Annotated in this window: 8 protein-coding genes; 4 read left to right on the top strand and 4 right to left on the bottom strand. The window is 31.5% G+C overall.

Annotated features, from left to right (window positions below; translation table 11 throughout):
• Positions 1 to 23: 23 nt before the first annotated feature.
• A complete protein-coding gene (locus KM029_RS24020; protein ID WP_205125525.1) occupies positions 24 to 1,682 on the top strand; it encodes an MFS transporter in 1,659 nt (552 codons plus the stop codon).
• A gap of 48 nt (positions 1,683 to 1,730) precedes the next feature.
• The gene (locus tag KM029_RS24015) at positions 1,731 to 4,214 is read left to right on the top strand and encodes a GH36-type glycosyl hydrolase domain-containing protein (RefSeq protein ID WP_144076343.1); all 2,484 of its coding nucleotides are present in this window, start codon (positions 1,731 to 1,733) and stop codon (positions 4,212 to 4,214) included.
• A 60-nt stretch (positions 4,215 to 4,274) separates the two neighbouring features.
• Here the strand turns inward: KM029_RS24015 and KM029_RS24010 are convergent, their stop codons facing one another.
• Positions 4,275 to 5,771 (bottom strand): carboxypeptidase-like regulatory domain-containing protein, encoded by a 1,497-nt coding sequence (locus KM029_RS24010; RefSeq protein ID WP_144076342.1) that lies wholly within the window; start codon positions 5,769 to 5,771, stop codon positions 4,275 to 4,277.
• Positions 5,772 to 6,402: 631 nt separating this feature from the next.
• Here KM029_RS24010 and KM029_RS24005 point away from each other — a divergent pair.
• Positions 6,403 to 9,414 carry a hybrid sensor histidine kinase/response regulator transcription factor gene (locus KM029_RS24005; protein WP_144076341.1) on the top strand — a complete coding sequence of 1,004 codons (3,012 nt, stop codon included), beginning with the start codon at positions 6,403 to 6,405 and terminating at the stop codon, positions 9,412 to 9,414.
• On the top strand, positions 9,415 to 10,038 hold the full coding sequence (locus tag KM029_RS24000) for a hypothetical protein (RefSeq protein WP_144076340.1): 624 nt from the start codon (positions 9,415 to 9,417) through the stop codon (positions 10,036 to 10,038). It begins immediately after the preceding gene.
• A 110-nt stretch (positions 10,039 to 10,148) separates the two neighbouring features.
• On the opposite strand, the gene KM029_RS23995 is transcribed toward KM029_RS24000, so the two are convergent.
• The 3 genes from KM029_RS23995 to KM029_RS23985 all read right to left on the bottom strand — a co-directional run bounded on the left by KM029_RS23995 (position 10,149) and on the right by KM029_RS23985 (position 20,491).
• Entirely contained in the window at positions 10,149 to 14,468 is a 4,320-nt protein-coding gene (locus KM029_RS23995; RefSeq protein WP_144076339.1) for an MBG domain-containing protein, read from the bottom strand.
• A gap of 150 nt (positions 14,469 to 14,618) precedes the next feature.
• Complete coding sequence (locus tag KM029_RS23990) at positions 14,619 to 16,985, bottom strand: sulfatase-like hydrolase/transferase (protein ID WP_144076338.1); 2,367 nt, start codon at positions 16,983 to 16,985, stop codon at positions 14,619 to 14,621.
• 320 nt (positions 16,986 to 17,305) lie between these two features.
• On the bottom strand, positions 17,306 to 20,491 hold the full coding sequence (locus tag KM029_RS23985) for a glycoside hydrolase family 2 TIM barrel-domain containing protein (RefSeq protein ID WP_144076337.1): 3,186 nt from the start codon (positions 20,489 to 20,491) through the stop codon (positions 17,306 to 17,308).
• Between the last annotated feature and the right edge of the window lie 20 nt (positions 20,492 to 20,511).

The raw sequence follows: 20,511 nt of genomic DNA, 5'->3' as shown, positions 1-20,511 counted from the left end.
CATAACTATTTATTAAACTATTAATGATGAATAACAAAGCAAATACTAATAGCATTTCGATTTTCGAAAAAATTGGCTATTCATTAGGTGATGGCGCAGCCAATATTGCTTGGCGTGGCGTAGCTACTTTCTTATTTATTTTTTATACCGATGTTTTTGGTATTGCACCTGCAGCTGTTGGTGTACTTATGTTAGTTGCACGTTCAAGTGATGGTGTAAGTGACGTATTTATGGGTATTGTTGGTGATAGAACAAATTCAAAATATGGAAAATTTAGACCATGGATATTATGGACTGCAATTCCATTAGGTGTAATTCTTTCATTATTATTTACTGCTCCAGATTTATCTGATACAGGAAAACTTATTTATGCATATACCACATATATTCTTTTCACACTAATCTACACTGCCAATAACATTCCATACGGCGCCTTAATGGCCGTTATGACTGGAAATGATAAAGAAAGAACATCAATTGGCTCTTTTAGAATGGTTGGTGCTTTTGCAGGTGGAATGCTTGTCCAAGGGGCTTTACTATATTTAGTTGCAATGTTTGGTAATGTAAATCCAGATATAAAAATAACACCTGCAGGGGTAGATACATATGTTGTTGCGGTTACTTCTCCCAATGATGTTGAAAATGCAAATATCAAAACACAAAATGGAATTGCTACTTTTAAATGGACAGATGATTTAACAGCTTTAGATGATGTACCTGCTACATCTAAAAGTTTTAAAATGAATGCTGGTGAGAAATATAGCTTTATAGTTGAAGGAGAAGACAACCTAAATGCAGAAAGTATTTCTCTAATTAACCAAAAGAAAGGGTACAGTTATTCTATGTATTTAATGTCTGCCTTCCTGACATTATTCATGGTCATTACTTTTTATAGCACTAAAGAACGTGTTAAACCTCCAAAAGCTCAAAAAAGTAATTTAAAGAAAGATATCAGAGATTTGATTCGAAACAAACCTTGGTTAGTTCTTTTAGGTATTGGTTTACTTTTTAATGTCTACAATTCTATTAAGCAAGGCATTGTAGTTATATATTTCACCCACTACATTCAAGATCAGCTACTTGCCGCTTCTTATATGGTTGGGTTAACGCTAGCATCTATTGCAGGTGCTATGATTACAGCAACTTTAAGTAAAAAGTTTGGAAAGAAACGGTTGTTTATTTATTCTTTAATTTTTTCTGGTGGAGTAAACTCATTACTCTACTTCTGTAGCGAAGTTGATATTGCAAGTATTTTTGTACTCGGAATTATTTCCGAATTTTCTGCTGCAATTTTCCCTACCCTATTCTTTGTAATGTTAGGTGATGCAGCAGATTACTCAGAATACAAAAATGGAAGAAGAGCAACAGGGCTTATTTATTCAGCAGGTTCTTTTGCAACAAAATTTGGTGGAGGTATAGCAGGTGCAATTATAGGTTTTGTATTAACTGCCTATAACTATAATGGCTTAGATCTGGAATCTGTAAGAGAAGCTGTTCCAGGTATTATAATGTTAATGAGTTGGATTCCTGCAGTAATTGCTGTTATAACAGCTGTTTTAATGTTGATTTATCCTTTAGGAGATGAAAAACTTTCAGAGATTTCTCAAGAATTAAATAGAAGAAGGTTACAAGAAAACAGTAATAATCAAGAAGTTTTAGAAAAAGAGATGATTCAACTCTAAAACTCTAATTATCAAAAATATTAAATAAGAATACAAAATTATAAAACTATGAAATACGGATTTTTCGATGATAGCAACAAAGAATATGTTATCACAAACCCAGCTACTCCATTCCCTTGGATTAATTATTTAGGTAATGAAGACTTTTTCTCATTGGTTTCTAACACGGCAGGAGGATATTCTTTTTACAAAGATGCTAAATTTCGTCGTCTAAATAGATACAGATATAATAATGTCCCTATGGACAATGGCGGTCGTTATTTTTATATTAAAGATGGAGATACTATGTGGTCTCCAGGCTGGAAACCTGTAAAAACAGAACTTGATAGTTATGAATGTCGTCATGGTTTAAGTTATACTAAAATTAAAGGCGAAAAAAATGGTTTAGAAGCAGAGGTAACAATGTTTGTACCTCTTGGAAATTGGGCAGAAATTCAGAAAATGACGCTGACCAACACTTCTTCTGAACCAAAAACATTTAAGCTATTCTCTTATAACGAATGGTGTTTATGGAATGCTGAAGACGACCAAAACAATTTACAACGTAACTTAAACACTGGTGAAGTTGAAATTGATGGTGCTACATTGTACCATAAAACAGAATATAAAGAACGCCGTAACCATTATGCATTTTATCACTTGAATAGTGAAATTGATGGTTTTGATACTGATAGAGAATCATTTATTGGTTTATACAATGAGTTTTCTAACCCTCAAGCAGTTTTAGATGGTGCTCCTCGTAATTCAGAAGCTCATGGTTGGTCTCCAATCGCTTCTCATTACAAAGAAATTACACTTGCTCCTGGTCAATCAGAAGATTTAATCTTTATTCTAGGTTATGTTGAAAATGCCGAGGATGATAAGTGGGAAAGTAAAGGTGTTATTAATAAAACAAAAGCAAAAGCACTTATCAATAAGTTTGATACTGTTGAGAAAGTTGATGCTGCTCTTGCTGAATTAGCAAGTTATTGGGAAAATTTATTATCTGTGATTAACATTGAGCACGAAGATGATAAATTGAATAGAATGGTTAATATTTGGAACCAGTACCAATGTATGGTAACCTTTAATATGTCTCGCTCTGCTTCTTTCTTTGAAGTAGGCATTGGCAGAGGAATGGGTTTCAGAGATTCAAATCAAGATTTAATTGGTTTTGTACACCAAATTCCAGAAAGAGCAAGAGAAAGAATTATTGATATTGCATCAACACAATTCCCTGATGGTGGTTGTTATCATCAATATCAACCTCTAACAAAAAGAGGAAATGATGCTATTGGTGGTGGTTTTAATGACGACCCAATGTGGTTAATTTTAGGAACTGTTAGTTACATTAAAGAAAGTGGAGATTTCTCTATTTTAGATGAGATGGTTCCTTTTGATAACAACCCTGCTTTAGCTAAAACGTTATTTGATCATTTAACAATTTCATTTAATCACGTAATCAATAATTTAGGCCCTAATGGACTACCTTTAATTGGGCGTGCAGATTGGAATGATTGTTTAAACCTAAATTGTTTCTCAAACGATCCTAACGAATCTTTCCAAACTACAGAAAACAATACTACAGGCTCTAAAGCTGAATCTTTAATGATTGCAGGCCTGTTTGTAGTTTACGGTAAAGATTACATTGAATTGTGTAAAGAACTAGGTAAAACAGAAGAAGCAAAACGTGCAACTGCTTATGTTGATACCATGATTGAAGCTGTGAAAGAAAAAGGATGGGATGGAGAATGGTACCTACGTGCTTATGATTATTATGGTAAGAAAGTTGGTTCTAATGAAAATGAAGAAGCAAAAATCTTTATAGAATCTCAAGGATGGTGTTCTATGGCTGAAATTGGCATTGAAGAAGGAATGGTTGAAAAATCGTTGAACAGTGTGAAAGAAAGGTTAGATACTCCATATGGTATTGTTTTAAACAATCCTGCCTTTACTGAATATAAAATTGAATACGGTGAAATCTCTACATACCCTGCTGGCTATAAAGAAAATGCAGGTATTTTCTGTCATAATAATCCATGGATTATGATTGGCGAAACTAAACTTGGCAGAGGCAACGAAGCGTGGCAATATTATAAGCAAATATCTCCTGCTTATTTAGAAGAAGTACAAGATCTTCATAAAGTTGAACCTTATGTATATTGCCAAATGATTGCAGGTAAAGATGCCTATAAACCTGGTGAGGGTAAAAATTCTTGGTTATCAGGTACTGCAGCATGGAATTTCTATGCAGTTGTACAATATATTTTAGGTATTAATCCAGATTACAATGGTTTAATGATTGACCCATGTATTCCAAATGAATGGAAGGGTTACAAAGTAGATCGAAAATTTAGAGGAGCTACCTATAACATCGAAATCAAGAACCCAAACGGTGTTTCTAAAGGTGTTGCAGCTATTATTGTAAATGGAGAAGAAATAGAAGGAAATATTATTCCTGTTTTACCAGCAGGTAATCATAGTGTTGAAGTAATTATGGGTGAGCCTAAAATTGCAAGTAACAAAGAAATTGAAGAGTTATCAGTTAACTAAACTATCAACTTCTAACTAAAAAGAAAGGTGCTAAGTTATTTAGCACCTTTTCTTTTTCAATTAATCTTGTCTTTTATACTCTTCTAATTCTTTGGTAGGCACTAAAGCAGTTCCATTTTCCCAGAAATTAGCATCATTAGATACCTTTTTTATAATCTTCATTTTTCGTGGTTCAGAAAAAGAGTCAAACTCACTTTGAGAAATGCTTGATCTATTTAGAATTAAAGCTTCTTGAATGGTTGATGATGACATCTTAATATTTGCTGTCATTTTTATTTCATTCAGTTTCTTATCCATCATAAAACGCTTTTTCTTTTTTACTATTGAAAAATTCCGTTCTACAGAAAACTCCAAATCTTCTTCTTTATAGATATATTTTAGGTAATATTTATCGTTTGCATCTTTTTCAAACATTACCCTCCCTTTCTTAAAATTCTCTGTATAACCTATACCAAATAAATGAATATTAGTACCTCTTTTCCCTTCTGCATATTCGAAATCTAATTGTAAAATAGCATAAGTATCTACAGAAACATACATTGTTCCCTGAAATAGGCCTCCACTTTTTGGTGTAAAACTAATTTTATAAACAACTTCATCTTGTAACATATTCGCACCCTCCATCTCGTATTTATATTTGCCAGGTTTAGTTACAAATTCCCAGTTATCTCCTTCTACACTAGCATATTCCTTATTTATTTCTTTTACAGAAGAATTAATATATTTTACGGGTATACGGTAAAATCCACTATCAATAGCTTGAGTATCTACTGTATCTTCTGCTTCCATATCTAATTTCGATGAAATTATGCCTGTTCTAAATTTGTAGTATACATCTTCTTCGGTTAAACTCTTCTCAATATCTTTTATAAAAACATCCAATTCTTCCGTTATTTGATCTCCAATTTTTTCCATTGAGCTTTCTTCCAATGAAAGGCCTTGAATTGGTTCTATTTTAGTTTCATCATCATTCTGAAAGAAATTAAACTTCATATCATTATAATCAACAAATTGTTTTGGCATCATTTCGACCACCCTCTCAATTGTTGCTCTATCTAACCCTTCAAAATTGGTTTTCTTAAGCGAAAGGGGATCATCATCTAAAAATTTTGTGATACTATAATTGTGAGAAAAAATTGTCTGCTTATTCAGAGTTTTAGGATAATTATCTTCAAAATTATCTTCAATTCTTTTCATAATATCTTTTGGCGTTAAACTTTTAGCATTCGCAGATATCTCTACCGTTTTCAAATCAATAATACTTGGATGAAGGAAAATTTTATTCTCCTTTCCTAGCTTCTTCACAGGAATTTTTTCTGTAGCATACCCACCATAACTAAAAATAATTGTATCGTTTTCTGCAAAGAGATTTTCATGTATTTTGAAACGCCCTTCTTTATTAGAAACCGTACCCACTGTTTTACTAGAAGATATGGTGATACTTGTAAATGGTAATGTTTCCTTTGATTCTTCATCGTATACTACTCCATGAATACTCTGGGAGAAGACGAAAACAGAATGAAATGTTATAAAGAAAACAGTTAATAAGATTTTCATGATAATTAATTTGACTATATAATTTTAGTTCTTGATAGTAGAATGACACTTAATTCATGTAAACAGTCAAATAGATTGCTTAAAAATTCTAAATGCTCAAGTAATACTACTATTAAAAATAACATTTTCATTTACAAAAACAGCTTCTTTTTTATTAATCAATAAAAAAAATGAATTTGATCTATTTAATTTAGTAATTCTCATAAAACATATAATCATTTAAATAAAAATACTCAAATTACTTATTTTCAATTATTTACAATTTTTTACACATATAAAAATCACTTAAAAAAAATAAAAAAAGAGTATTAATAACATTGTAAATACATAATTTAAAGTAGATGTTACATAATAAAAATGCAATCGTAATTTATCCTGCTACATTTGAATAGATCAAAACACAGAAAGGATTTTTTTGGTTATAATGACATATAAGAAATAATAGTTCAGCTTGAACTTACTTTTTCTACTTAATTGACTAACTTCATTTTACGCACAGAGAAACAACTATCTTAAGGGGCATGAGCACAGCATGCCCCTTTTTTCATTTTAACTTTTTTTGATAATTGAAATTTTATTAGGTAGTTTGTAGTTAGGCTACGCTCTTTTTTAAACTTCGCTGCTTTATTAAATGAAACTACATCACTTTATTATTCTATTACTGCTTCCTATTTTTTCTTTTGCAACAGACATTGAATTAATAGACAAAACAGTTTTAAAGAACCAAGATTTTATTAAATATGATCAACTAAATAATGTTGAAAAATCATACTATTCTGCTTTACAACAAATAAAAGCTAGGAATTATGATGCATGTCTCAAAAGTTTTGATAGTCTTCTTCAACAAAATATTGATACAAAATTAGAAATCGCTATTTATTACCATTCTGCTAGGGTAAAAAGAGATTCTAGAAATTATCAAGAAGCTTATGATTACTATACAAAATGTACTGAATATACTAACGAGCATAACAATGCTTACATAGCAAAAAGTATATTTTTTCAGGGAGCAATGAAAAATAAATTATTCCAATATGAAGAAGCGACTGAATTACTGAAAAAAGGCATTAATAAATCTATTATAGAAAAAGACACTTTACTGCTATATTCTTATTATTATGAAATGCTTTCTGTTACACGCTCTCAATCTAATTATTATGAGGCGATGAATTATGGTTTAAAAGGAAGCGAATTAGCTTTAACACAAAAAAATGAAAATCAGAAAGCTCGTTTTGACTTTGCTATTGGTATAATCTCACAAAATCTTAATGATTATAAAAAAGCTAGGGAATATTTCAAAAAAGCAGAAGATGTTTTTAAAAAAGACAAAGCTAGTTATCAACTTGCACTATTATATTACAATCAGTACATAATTGCTAAAGATAGTGATGGACAAATAAAAATCAACAAATTAGACGCTGCCAAGAAAATGTTTTCTGAAATTGGTGTGCAACAATTTGACAATAAAATTCTACTCGAATACGCCTATATTTATTTCAAAATCCAAAAAAATAATGAACTTGGTTATAAATACTTAGTTCAGCTTCAAGAGAAATTTGATAATTCTAATATTTCTGAAGAAATTAAAGCTAGAACAAATTATTATTTTGCTATTTATGAGGGAAATAATGGATACCTAAATAAAGCATTGAAATATTGTGAGGCTGCAGACAAATTGTACCCAAATAAAAATGGAGCCTATTATCAAACTTTCTTAAGAACTTATAGTAAAATTTTAAAAAAAGCTGGTAATTATAAAAAGTCTTTGACTGTATTAGAAAAGTACAATAAGTTAATAGACCAACGTTATGTTGAAAATGCTGAATACAAAATTGCTAAAATTCAAGCTGATTATAGAATTAAAGAAGAGCAATTAAAAGAAGAACAAGAGTTTAGAATTGAAGTTGCTAAACAAGCACAACTTGTAGAAGAAAAAGATTTTAAAGCTAAAGGGCTTTTTATTATTCTTGCTTTAATGCTTGTTTTTCTATCTGTTTTAGGATTTACTATTTCTAAAATCAAAAAAATTAATAAGGAGCTAAGTAATAAGAATCAAGAAATCAATTCTCAAAATGACCAATTGGCTAAATCCTCAAATGAATTAAAAAAATTGAATGAGTTAAGGATCAATTTCTTCCATGCGATCTCACATGAATTTAAAACTCCATTAACGCTAATAAAGGCCCCTACTGACCTTCTTTTACTTGATAATATTTCTGGTCAAAAAGAACATATAAATCAGATTCTTAGAAATACTAATAAATTAATGGGACTTGTAAATCAGTTATTACAACTTGGTAGATTACAATCTCAGCAAAAAGTAATTGATTTTGAGTGGGTTGATTTTGAAAAATTAAACAGAAGAATATTATTTGCTTTCGAATCTCTTGCTAAAAAAGAAAATATAATTATTAAATCATTATTTCATTCTGAAACCAAATTTGGGTTTATTGATATTGAGGCCTACGAAAGTATTTTAAATAATCTTATTTCTAATGCAATTAAATATAGTAAAGGGTCCGAGATTAATATTTTAGGTGAATTGCAAAGAGATCAACTTGTAATAAAGGTAATTGATAATGGAAATGGTATAGAGGAAAAACACCTTCCACATATTTTTGATACGTACTATGTTGCAAAAGAAAACAATGAAATTAGTACAGGTCTTGGCCTTTCAATTACAAAAGAATTAACTAAGCAATTGAATGGAACAATTGGAGTAAGTAGTAAGATAGGAAAAGGGACAGAGTTTATTTTAAATATTCCTGTAGAGCTACATAATTCATATAATAATGGAGAGTTAGTAAAAGAAGAAAAGCAAGAAACTTCTATACAACTTCAAAATGATGGTACTAATGAGGGAATAAAACACGATAAGCACATATTAATTGTTGAAGACAATGATGATATCAGAAAATACTTAAAACTGATTTTAGAAACGAATTACAAAATTAAAGAAGCTAGAAACGGTATAGAAGGTTTAGAGAAGATTAATGAAGAAATTCCTGATATTATTATTACAGATTTAATGATGCCAGAAATGGATGGAATTACTTTTTCTAAAGAAGTAAAAAGCAATCCTATTGCATCTCATGTACCTATTATAATGCTAACTGCAAAGGATGATGAAGATACAAAACTTACTGCTTTAGAAGAGAAAGTAACTGATTTTCTAAGTAAGCCTTTTAACCATAATGAGCTCCTCCTAAAGATTAAAAATACACTTGAATATACTGAGAATCTGCAGAAAAAATATGTGAAATACGCTGTTCAATCAGATACTATTGTTGAATTACCTAATGTAGATCAACAGTTTATTGAAAAGCTTAATATTGCACTAGAAAACGAAATTAATAACGCTGATTTCTCTATTGAAGAACTTGCCAATATCATGTGTATGAGTAGAAATCATTTATATAGAAAAATTAAAGGTTTATTAGGGTTATCGCCAAGTAATTACATTAAGCAATACCGTTTAGAACAATCTTTAACTATGGTTAAATCGACATTAGAGCCTTTCTCTAACATTGCTTATGATACTGGTTTTAATAGTGTAAGTTACTTTAATACATCTTTTAAAGAATACTTTGGAAAAACGCCAAGCGAATGCAGAGAAGCATCTAATCAAAAAAAAGAAAGTTAGATGATTATATTTCTTCACACCTCCTCTATTCATATTGATAGATTTAATCAAATAATACATAAATTTTCTCCAAATACATTTGTTAAACACTATGTATTTGATCAACTTTTAGAGAATGCTCTTGAAAATAAAGCACTAGATTTTGACGGCTTTAAAAAAGCAATTGCTAAAATAAAAAACGAAAACAGCAAACTAGATCAGATTATTTGTACCTGCTCAACATATGGAGGTTTATGCAACACTAAAGAAAAAGTTTTTAGGATTGATGCTCCTGTAGTTGATTTTTTGGTGACAAATTATTCTAAGATTGCTCTTGTATATACTGCACATTCAACACGCCAAAGTAGTAAAGAAATTATAACTAAATCGAGTTTGAAATTTCAAAAAGAAGTATTAATAACTGACTGTGATTGCAGTAATTGTTGGACTTACTTTGAAAAGGGTGACTTAACATCTTATTATAAAAATATTGCTGCAAATATTATTCAAGTTGCTAATAAAGTGGATGCAATATTTTTAGCTCAGGCTTCTATGGAAGGTGTAATCAATTACCTTCCTCAATTAAAATCTAAACTATTTAGTAGTGCAGAATTTGGTGTAAAAACACTTCTTTCTATAGATTAATTCATTGAAAATGTAGTATAATCAACTTCTATTAAAAACGAAAACTCCCAAGAAAGTACAAGCTTTCTTGGGAGTAAATTTATATATTCTATAACTAATTAATTAAACGATTATCTTACATATAACTTAGCAGTGTATACTTTATTTTCATCTACTAGTTTTACTATTACAATACCACTAACATTACTAGGCAATGTAATAGTAGATTGATTTGTAACTTCTGAAGAATGCACTTCCTTTCCTGAAACCGTAACAATTGATAATTGAGCAACTGAAGAGTCAATTAATTTAACTGTAAACGTTCCTTGATTAGGGTTTGGATATACACTTACTTGTAAAGCTTGTTCATCTTGAATGGCTGTTGGATCCGCTGGAGTTAACTCATTTATTACTAAAGTACCCTCTGTTGTTCCCATGTAATTTGGATCCACAATTGTAGCCACTACTTTATATTCTCCTGCTTCTGTTGGAGGAGTATCATTTCCGTTATAAGTAATTGCAATACTTTCAACATCTGTATCAGTAGTTGCTACAACTTCTTTTGGTGAATCATCAAAATCTACTTCTAAAGAAGATAACGTTATGATAACTTCTGCTTTCGTAATTTCAAATGAAATCACATCATTTCCTTCATAATTTTCTGAAGAACTTGAAACATTCAATGAATATTCTCCTGCAGTTGTAGCATCACCTGTTAATAATGAGACTTCTGCTTCCAAACCTTCTACAGATGTGGTAATAGTAGGTATTTGTTTTTCTCCATTGTAAACAAACGAAGTTGTTGATGGCGTAAATGTTACAGAGGCCTTAGTTATCTCAAATGTTGATGTTAAAGAACCTGCATATTCGTCGGTATTCACCACAATTGTTACAGCATATTCTTTTACATTCATTGGAGTAACTCCATCATCATAAGTAACCGTTGCAGGAATATCTAATACAGTTCCTTGCTCATCTTTAATTACATACTCTACCTCTTGACCATCCGCATTGTATACTTTTGATGATGATGTAATTTCTATAATAGCTGCTAATTTATCTACAATTTGAAATGTTTCCGTTTGCGTTCCCTCATAGTTTACATCATTAATAGTTGCTACAACTTCATAAGAAGCTATTTCTGTAGGAGCTGTTACTTCGTTATCATAAGTAACATCCACATTCAAGCCTTCTGGAGATGTGATTGTTGTTACAGCTAACTGATTTCCTGTATACGTTTGTAATAAATCTGTAATTTGAATGGTAGCAGTTGCTTTTGTGATAGAAAAAGGAATTGAAGAAGAACCTGTATAATTAGGGTCTGTAGTTGTTACTACTAATGTGTAACTATCAACATTAATCGCCTCTCCTTCAGTAACTGAAGTTGAAAATCCAGTAAAATTACCAACCGATGGAATTACTGTAGGTTCCTGAGCAGAAGTGTTATAAACTAAATCAGTAGTAGTAGATGAATAAGTAATACTTGCAGGAGATATCGTCAGGGTTCCTTGTGTTTCTCCTGTATAATTTTTATCATTCAATGTCGCTGTAACTAAATATTCTCCAACATTTATTGGTGCTGTTGAAGATGCTTCCTCTCCATCTTCTTTATAAGAAAAAATAAAGATTTGTTCCCCTTCGTTAGATGATGCCGTTACATCATTTGCTGACCCAGAATAAGTAGCTGTAAGTGTTTCAGTATCTAAAGTTACCGTTGTAGTTGCTTTTGTAATTTCAAATTGTGTAGTAAGAGCTCCTCCAAACTCTTGCCCTTGATCAATTGAGATCACTACATCATAAACACCAGCATCTGTTGGTACAACTTCTGAAGAGTTATAAGTAATTGTTGTTGTTAAACCAGATAGTACTTCACCTGCTTTGTTTGTAATTTCGAACTCAACATCAATAGCTGAACCCGTATATTCAGCAGTTGCTTTTGTTAAAGAAACTGTTGCTAATGGAGCCGATAAGCCTTCAAATTCAAAGGCACCAACATCCGCAGTTTGATTTCTGAAATTACCTGCAATATCTTTTTCTGGGGCAGAAGTATCATTTCCTGCATCAATTGCTGAGCTTCCTGTTAAAATTGGTAAGTACGATACATTGTCACCATTTTGAGTAAGACTCCCGAAAGCTAAATTTGAAAGAGTTACCGAAGTTAAATTACCATTATCAGAAGGAAAAGTACCTTGAACTTTATTTGTAATGTTATTTGAAACTACTATTCCATCTACTGTAAATAACCCTGTCACCCAAGTCATTACATCACCAGTCACCCAAGTTTGACCATTTCCAGATGGCATATTTATAATAATATTATTTGAGAAATCTGTAAGAACTACTTTTCCAGCAGACTGTTCGAATATTATTCCATTAGATCCACCTCCAACAATACCTGTATTTTCTACCACTGTATTATTTACAAAAGTAAAATCAATACCATAATCTTTTGTTGACCCGATAAGTAGTGCACCTCCAGCAACAGAATTTCCATCCAAAGTATTGTTTTGATAAATTGTTGTATTTTGAATATCTACAACTCCACCATTTACTGCAATTGCACTACCTTTTACTGAAGCTGTATTATTTGCAATATAAGATTGTGAAATCTTTATGTTACCCGATGAAGTAATTGCCCCACCATTCTTAGTTGTGCTGTTATTTACTAGATTAACATTCTCTAAAGTTAAGTCAGCACCTTCACCTACTCTTAAAGCACCACCTCCTTCTGTTATTGAAGCATTTTTTAAAGTGATGTTCTTTAATGTTAACCCACCAAAAATGTCAAAATGTCTTTCTGCTAATCCATCAGCATTAATAGAAGAGGTAGCTGCATTCGTACCATCAATAGTATATTCAGTCCCATCAAAAATATCAAAGCCAGCTTCATTAAATTCACCATTTACCATTAAAGTTTTACCTGTATATGAATTTAAAATAGAAGCTGCATATGTTAGTGTTTTCCAAGGACTAGCTTCACTACCATCTGCTGCATCAGAACCGTTTACAGCGTCTACATAATATACACTTTCAGTTGGAGTTAATTCTTCTACAATTGTTAGCGTTTCCGTTAATGTACCTTGGTAATTATCATCAACAACATCTATTTGAATTTTATACTCTCCTACTGCATTTGGTGTAACTTCAATGTCGTTTTGAGTGATAGTTAGTGTTGATGTAACTCCTTCAACTACTACTCCATTTTCATCTAATAATTGATATGTAACAGACTGATCACTGCCAGTAAAAAAAGAAGACAACTCGGAAGTAATATTAATAATTAGGGTTTCCTTTGGTGCAGTAGTACCAAATTCAACTGCTCCAATATCTGCTGTGCCTACTCTTTCAAAACCAAACATATCCACACCAATAGCATAAGTTTCATCTGCAGCATTTATTGCAGGGCTTCCATCTAAAAGTGCGATATATTTTAACCCATTTGCAGCTGTTTTTACACTTTCATCAAAAAGCATATCGGCAACAACTGAATTATTATCTATTAATCCATTGTTGTCAGCATCAATAAGTGGGTTTGTACCAAAGTCAACATTGATTAAATTATTTTTAATTACATAAGTATCATTTTCATAAATATCTCCAGTAATTTGAAAATCATTACCCCATGTAATTTGTCCTTCCACAAAATTTATTGGGTTATTGAAAATATTATTGGCTATTGTTAGATCAGTTAATACGCCAGTTCCGTTAATACTTACGTATATACCTCTATTACCACTAAAACCTGCAGTGTTATTCACTACTGTATTATTAATCACTTCTACTACAGATGCAACTTTTTCTGTTGCCACACTGATATTAATAGCACCATTAACTGAACCTGTAATTTTACTATTATGATTACCAACAATTACATTATTGTAAAGTTTTAGAGCTCCTTGATTCGTAAAAATAGCAGACCCTGCCGAGCCACTTTGATTACCAGAAATATAACAGTTTTCTATAGTAGCTGTAGCACCAGACCAAATACCACCACCAGAATTGTTTGTAGTAGTATTATCTAAAACGTTACAATTTCTCATAGTTAACGTTTGGTTTGCATTTACTTTAATACCTGCACCTGGTGTAGTAACATTAAAGTTTTGAATTGTTAGGTTGGATAAAGTAACTGTAGCATTTATTGTAACACCACTACCAGCACCTACTTCAATACCAGTTCCATCTATTAGTGCAGAATCAACTGATTTACCAATAATTGAAATATGTCTGTTTACAATAATTTTCTCATTAAATGTCCCTTCAATATACATGATATCACCTTCTACAAGAGATGAGATATGCGTGTTAATTGATTTCCAAGGTGAGGCCTCTGATCCATCCGAGGTATCAACCCCAGTAGTTGAGTTTACAAAATAAGTAGTCTGTCCAAATGATACGCTAGCTACGAGCAATAGCCAATTCGTGATCATCACAAATAGTAAGTTTTTTTTCATTTCGATAATTTAAGAAGTCATAAAAAGTACAATCAAAAAAATTGTAGAGCCTATAAATGTGTTTGTAACACTTATATTCAAATGTATACAACTTATTTAGATGATATAAACATTTATTTACCAATGAGAAGCACTATTTTGACTTTCTATCTATTTCTTAATGAATCTTAATTTTTCTACTCCGTCAATTATAAGAAAATAAGTACCAATTGGTAAATTTCTTACATCAACCGTATTGTGCTTTACTTTTGCAGTAAATTGAGTACCCAATAAGCCAATTAATTCAATTCTCGATTTATTCTGAACTCCTTTTATAATAAGAAAGTCAGTTGTGGGGTTTGGGTATACAGTATAAATACTACTTATATTTTCAATATTTGTAATTTCACTATTACTATTTATCACCTCAAAAGAGATACTATCAGATCCTGAATTATAAATACTAGTAGCTTCCTGAAGGGCACTTAATTCAACATTACCACTTTCTCCAATTAGATGAAGAAACCCATTCTCAATGATAGCTGGACCAGATACGTTGTATATAATGTTATTTGATGAATTAGAAGTGTATTCAATTTCAAACGGAGAATCAGATGACGTTTTAGTATCAATTTCACTTAATACTAAATCTTGATTGGCTTTATAGGTATTAAATCCAATTATTTTCTCTTCAGCTGAATTATAAAAATTATTTCCGAGTTGTGTTGTTTTGATTTTGATCTCCCCTGCCTCTACAACATTAATCACATTATTTGTTATTGAAGCACTTCCTTTTACTACTTCAAAAGTTATTGGAAGATTTCCTGTTGAAGTTACTTCTAAAGTATATGGAAATTCTAACATTGATTTATCGGTAATTTCAGAAAATATAATTTCTTGATCAGCTTTAGAAACCGAAAAAGAAATAATTTCCTCTGGAGCTGGCTCATGTTTTTCATTTCCAGCCTGACTAGCTTTAACCTCAATATTTCCTGCTTTGTTAATTGTTATTTCTTGACCATTAATTGATGCATCACCAGACAATATTTCTAAAGTCACAGGTAAATAAGAACTAGCAATAACATCAATAGTGATAGGAAAATCCGTCATTTTCTTATCTCCCACCTCTTCATAATCTATAATTTGCCTTGCTTTAGCATCTCTATGAATAAGTCCTAAGAAAACGGGATATATTAGTCCTGCTTCCCAAGTATTTAATTCGTTCTGTAAATCTTCAAAAATCTCTTGATTCTCACTTTTTATATTTGTTGTTTCTCCTATATCTTCTTTTAAATTATAAAGAGCATTAGGCCACTGTCGGTCTTTATATTGAACTAGCTTATAATCTCCTTTACGAATTGAGAATCTATTATCATCAAATTTTCTAATATAAATTGCTTCGTGTGGAGTGCCTTCTTTTCCGTCTCTCACATAAGGAATTAAATTTACTCCATCAAATGGTTTATCTTCTTTTGCCTCAATACCATTTAGAGCTGCTGCTGTAGCCATTATATCTAGTGAACTAACAGGTTTATCATAAACTTTAGGTGATATCTCTCCTTTCCAATACATTAAAAATGGCACTCTAATTCCTCCTTCATACACATCACTTTTAGCTCCTCTCAAAACTCCATTATCAGATGCATTTTTTGTTTCTGGACCTCCATTATCTGATAATAAAAAGATTAAGGTGTTATCTTCTAAACCCAATGCTTCTAACTTATCCATAATTTTCCCAACACCTTCATCAACTACTGCAACCATTGCTGCATATTTCTGACGCTTTTCATCTTCTATAGTTGCATATTGATCTAAGTATTCTTGCGGAGCTTCTAATGGATCGTGAGGAGCATTGTACGCTAAGTATAAAAAGAAAGGCTCTTCTTTTTTTCGATCAATAAAATCTAATGCTTCATTTGTAAATTGATGAGTTAGGTAATCCACCATTGAATCTGGGTTTTCTGGTGTATTGTTTCTTACCAACCAAGTATTATAACTCGCCCATTCTGTAGTTACATTTTGATTTTCTTTCCAATTATTTGATTTAGTGTACACATGACCTCCTCCAATATGACCGTAAAATTCGTCAAATCCTCTTTTCAATGGCCATAAATCTGGATGAGCACCTAGATGCCATTTTCCAATTGCTCCAGTTGAATATCCTGCATCTCCTAAATAATTGGCTATTGTTTTTTCGTCTAAAGGCAACCCCATTCCTATATCATTATAATCGTATTGTGGGTTACGTTCAAAACCAAATTTCTGTTGATAACGACCTGTAATAAAACCTGCTCTACTCGGGCCACAAACAGGGTAAGTAGCATAGGCACTAGAAAAAGTAATTCCATTTTCTGCCATATTATCAATATGCGGCGTTTTAATATCTTTACAACCATGAAAACCTAAATCTGCATACCCTAGGTCGTCTAACATAATAACAATAATATTCGGCTTTTGAGCTGTAGTTTGGGCATTAATTGAATTAAATAATGATAAAGTAATGCTTAAAAAATTGAATAGAAAAAATGGAGTATTCATAGTAAAGTAATTTACAATAGTTGTTCAACTTCTATTATAACTGTAAATATATCGCTGATATGTACTACTTATAAGCTGTATCTATGCACTCATAAGTATTGGATTGACTTTGATTCATTAGCATGTAAATTGATTTAAGCATAAAAAAAATAGGCATCACTCCAAAATTGGAATGTTGCCTATTCTAGCGTAGTCTTTTGATTGAGCTGTCGGTCTCTTACTTCAAAAGTCTGACTGAATACTTTAAAATAAGTACTCTAATTAGCATGTCTTAATTCATTTCATACTAACACATTACTACAAATGTAATAATGATTTTTTTATTGTTCAATCTTCTTTGTTGATGAATTTACACCTTGAATAGTAAATCCGAACTCACATTTAGAAGCATCGATACGGTATTGCTTTTCTGCTAGACCATTCTTACTCCAACTGTTGTCTCCACCTACACCAATTTGTTTGTAATCTACAGCAATGTAAATAGTATCAGATGGTTTAATATCTGTTGTGTGGCGTTGTAGTTTTGTATCTGCTGGATTGAAGTCTGCAATAGAATTTCTTAACGTTGAAAAAGATACTACATCATCTGCAACAAATTTCACGCCATTCCCTTTTGCAGAAGTCAATTGGAAGAAACGAGCATCCGTTCTGTAACCATTTTCTTGAGGTCTGATATAAGGCACATACATTTCTTCTACTGTAGTTTCGTACTCCGCTACAAAAGAACCCGTGTTACGATCTATGTAATTTTCTTCTGGTCCTCTTCCATAATATTTTACAGTGTTGTATTCTTTATCAATAGCTAAAGTGATACCATAACGAGGTAAGAATTTTATTGCTTCTGGATCTTTAGCATTCAATTTAGAATGTACATTAATAGCACCATCAGTACTCACTACATAAGTAACAACGTTTGTTGCATTTAAATCAGCAAGTTCATAAGTATATGTAAGTTGGTATTGTTGTCCATTTAACTTTTTAGTTTGAACATCAATTAACTTAGCATTATCACCTACATTTCTGTAAGCAAAATAATAGTCATCTTTTTCTTTTCCTGCTTTCCACGCTCCAAAATCATTATCTGTCATTGCTCTCCAGAAATTTAATTTAGGACGTTCTTTTAGCATCTCTTCTCCTTTGTATTTAATAGATGCTAAACCTAAATCTTCTTGATCAAAAACAAACGTATAATCTTCTCCAGTAATTGTAGTTACTTTCGTTTTCTTAATTGTTTTAGCTTTCAATTTACCTTCATAAGCAACTGTTGCTTTAGTTCTTTCTTGGAGTAAAAATTGATCTGATGCAACTGTATAATTTGCTGCAAGAAGTGCCGTTTTTTCTTTGGCTTCTGCTACAATATTTACAAAATACTCTGCACCTTGTTTCAATTCATAATCAAAGTCAATAGATTTTTTTAGTTTCTCTTGAGGAGCAACAGTGATCCCAGATAATTTACCAGAAGCAACAACTTTACCCTCTTCTAGTAAATTCCAACTAAAGTTCATATCCTCTGTCGAAACGAAGAAATTTTCGTTAAATATTTCATATTCATTTTTAGTAATCTGCTTAAAATGAATATTTTGATACACATGCTTAATTTCTACAATAGCAGGGTGTGGAGTTCTATCAGAGCCGATAACTCCATTTGCACAGAAATTATTATCATTATGTAATTCTTCTGGCTCAAAATCTCCACCATAAGCATAATAAACTTCTCCATCTGCTGTTTTTTGTTCAAGACCTTGATCCATCCAATCCCAGATAAATCCCCCTTGAACATTTCTTTCTTCACGTACCCAATTCCAAAGGTCTACAAAATCACCATTAGAGTTACCCATTGCATGAGAATATTCACACCAAATAAATGGACGTTGCTCTGCTAAAGGTAATTTTGCATCAACATTTAAGAAAGATTTCTTTACTGCATATGTCTTTTTATACATAGAAGACATGATGTCTGTTGTTCTTAATTTATCACCTTTCAACTGCTCAGAACGTTCATAATGAACAGGACGTGTAGCATCATAATCATGAATCCATTCGTAAGCATTTCTAAAATTTTCTCCATTTCCTGCTTCATTACCCATAGACCAATAAATAATTGATGGGTGATTCATGTCTCTTTTCACCATTCTTTGCACACGATCAAGATGTTGTTCTTTGTACATCTCAGATTGTGCCAATGTCACACCATTTTTGTAACCATAACCATGCGATTCGATATTTGCTTCATCACAAACATAAATACCGTACTCATCACATAAAGAATAAAAATATGGATCGTTAGGGTAATGAGAAGTACGTACTGCATTAAAGTTATATTTCTTTAAGTCAATAATATCTTTCAACATTTCTTCTTTTGTTACCACATGGCCATTTTTAGGACTATGCTCATGGCGGTTAACACCTTTAATAAGAATTGGCTTACCATTTACTAATAACTGACCATTCTTAATTTCTGTAGTTCTAAAACCAATTTTTTGATAAGTTGCATCAACTACATTTCCTGCTTTATCATTTAACGCAATTTCAAGTGTATATAAATTAGGTGTTTCTGCGGTCCAAGCTTCAATATTTTCGAATGCTATATCAGTTGCTTCTAAAAGTGCTGTTGTATTTTTTTCTAAATCAAGTACATGGTTTTGTGTATATACCTCTTTACCAGCTTTATCTTTTAAAGATACATCTAAGTTATATCCTTTAACTTTTTTAGCTAATGTATTCTTTACATCAACTTTATAAGTTAATGTTCCCCCTTTATAATTTGTTTTTTCTAACCCAGCTTGGATTTCAACATTTCTTACAAACGTTTTTGGAGTAGCATATAACACAACATCGCGCTCAATACCAGAAACTCTCCAGAAATCCTGATCTTCTAAATAAGACCCATCACACCATCTGTATACTTCTACAGCAATGTCGTTCTTTCCTTCTTTTAGATATTTAGAAACATCGAATTCTACCGCTGTCTTAGAACCTTGTGCATACCCCACTTGTTCGCCATTCACCCAAACATAAAATGCTGAGTTTACACCTGCAAAATGAAGAAATATATTTTTATCATTCCAATCTGCTGCAACATCAAAAGATCTTTTGTAGCTACCTACTGGATTGTTTTCATGAGGAATATTAGGTGCATCCATTTTATGTGGATAAATAATATTCGTGTAAATAGGATAACCATAGCCTCTCATTTGCCAATCAGAAGGAACATCAATTTCTTTCCAGTCTTCAACATTATAATCTGTTTTATAAAAATCTGCAGGTCTATCCGCAGGCTTTTTTACCCAATTAAACTTCCATGTTCCATTTAATAACTGGTAATTATCAAGTTTACTTAAATCAGCATTGAAATTAAGGTCTTCAAAGTGTGTAAAAGTAGTTTTACTTGGTAATGTATTAACAGTAATAACTTCTGGATTCTCCCAGTTTTGTTTGTCTTGAGCTTGAGAAGCTAGTGGCATTAATGCTACTAAAACTCCTGCTAATTTTGCTATTCTATTCATCCTATTATTATAAAATCAGT

This window comes from Flammeovirga kamogawensis, from assembly GCF_018736065.1.
In the GTDB taxonomy this organism is placed as follows: domain Bacteria; phylum Bacteroidota; class Bacteroidia; order Cytophagales; family Flammeovirgaceae; genus Flammeovirga; species Flammeovirga kamogawensis.
The sequence above is the reverse complement of the archived record's forward strand: the minus strand, read 5'-3'. Positions and strand labels throughout refer to the sequence as shown.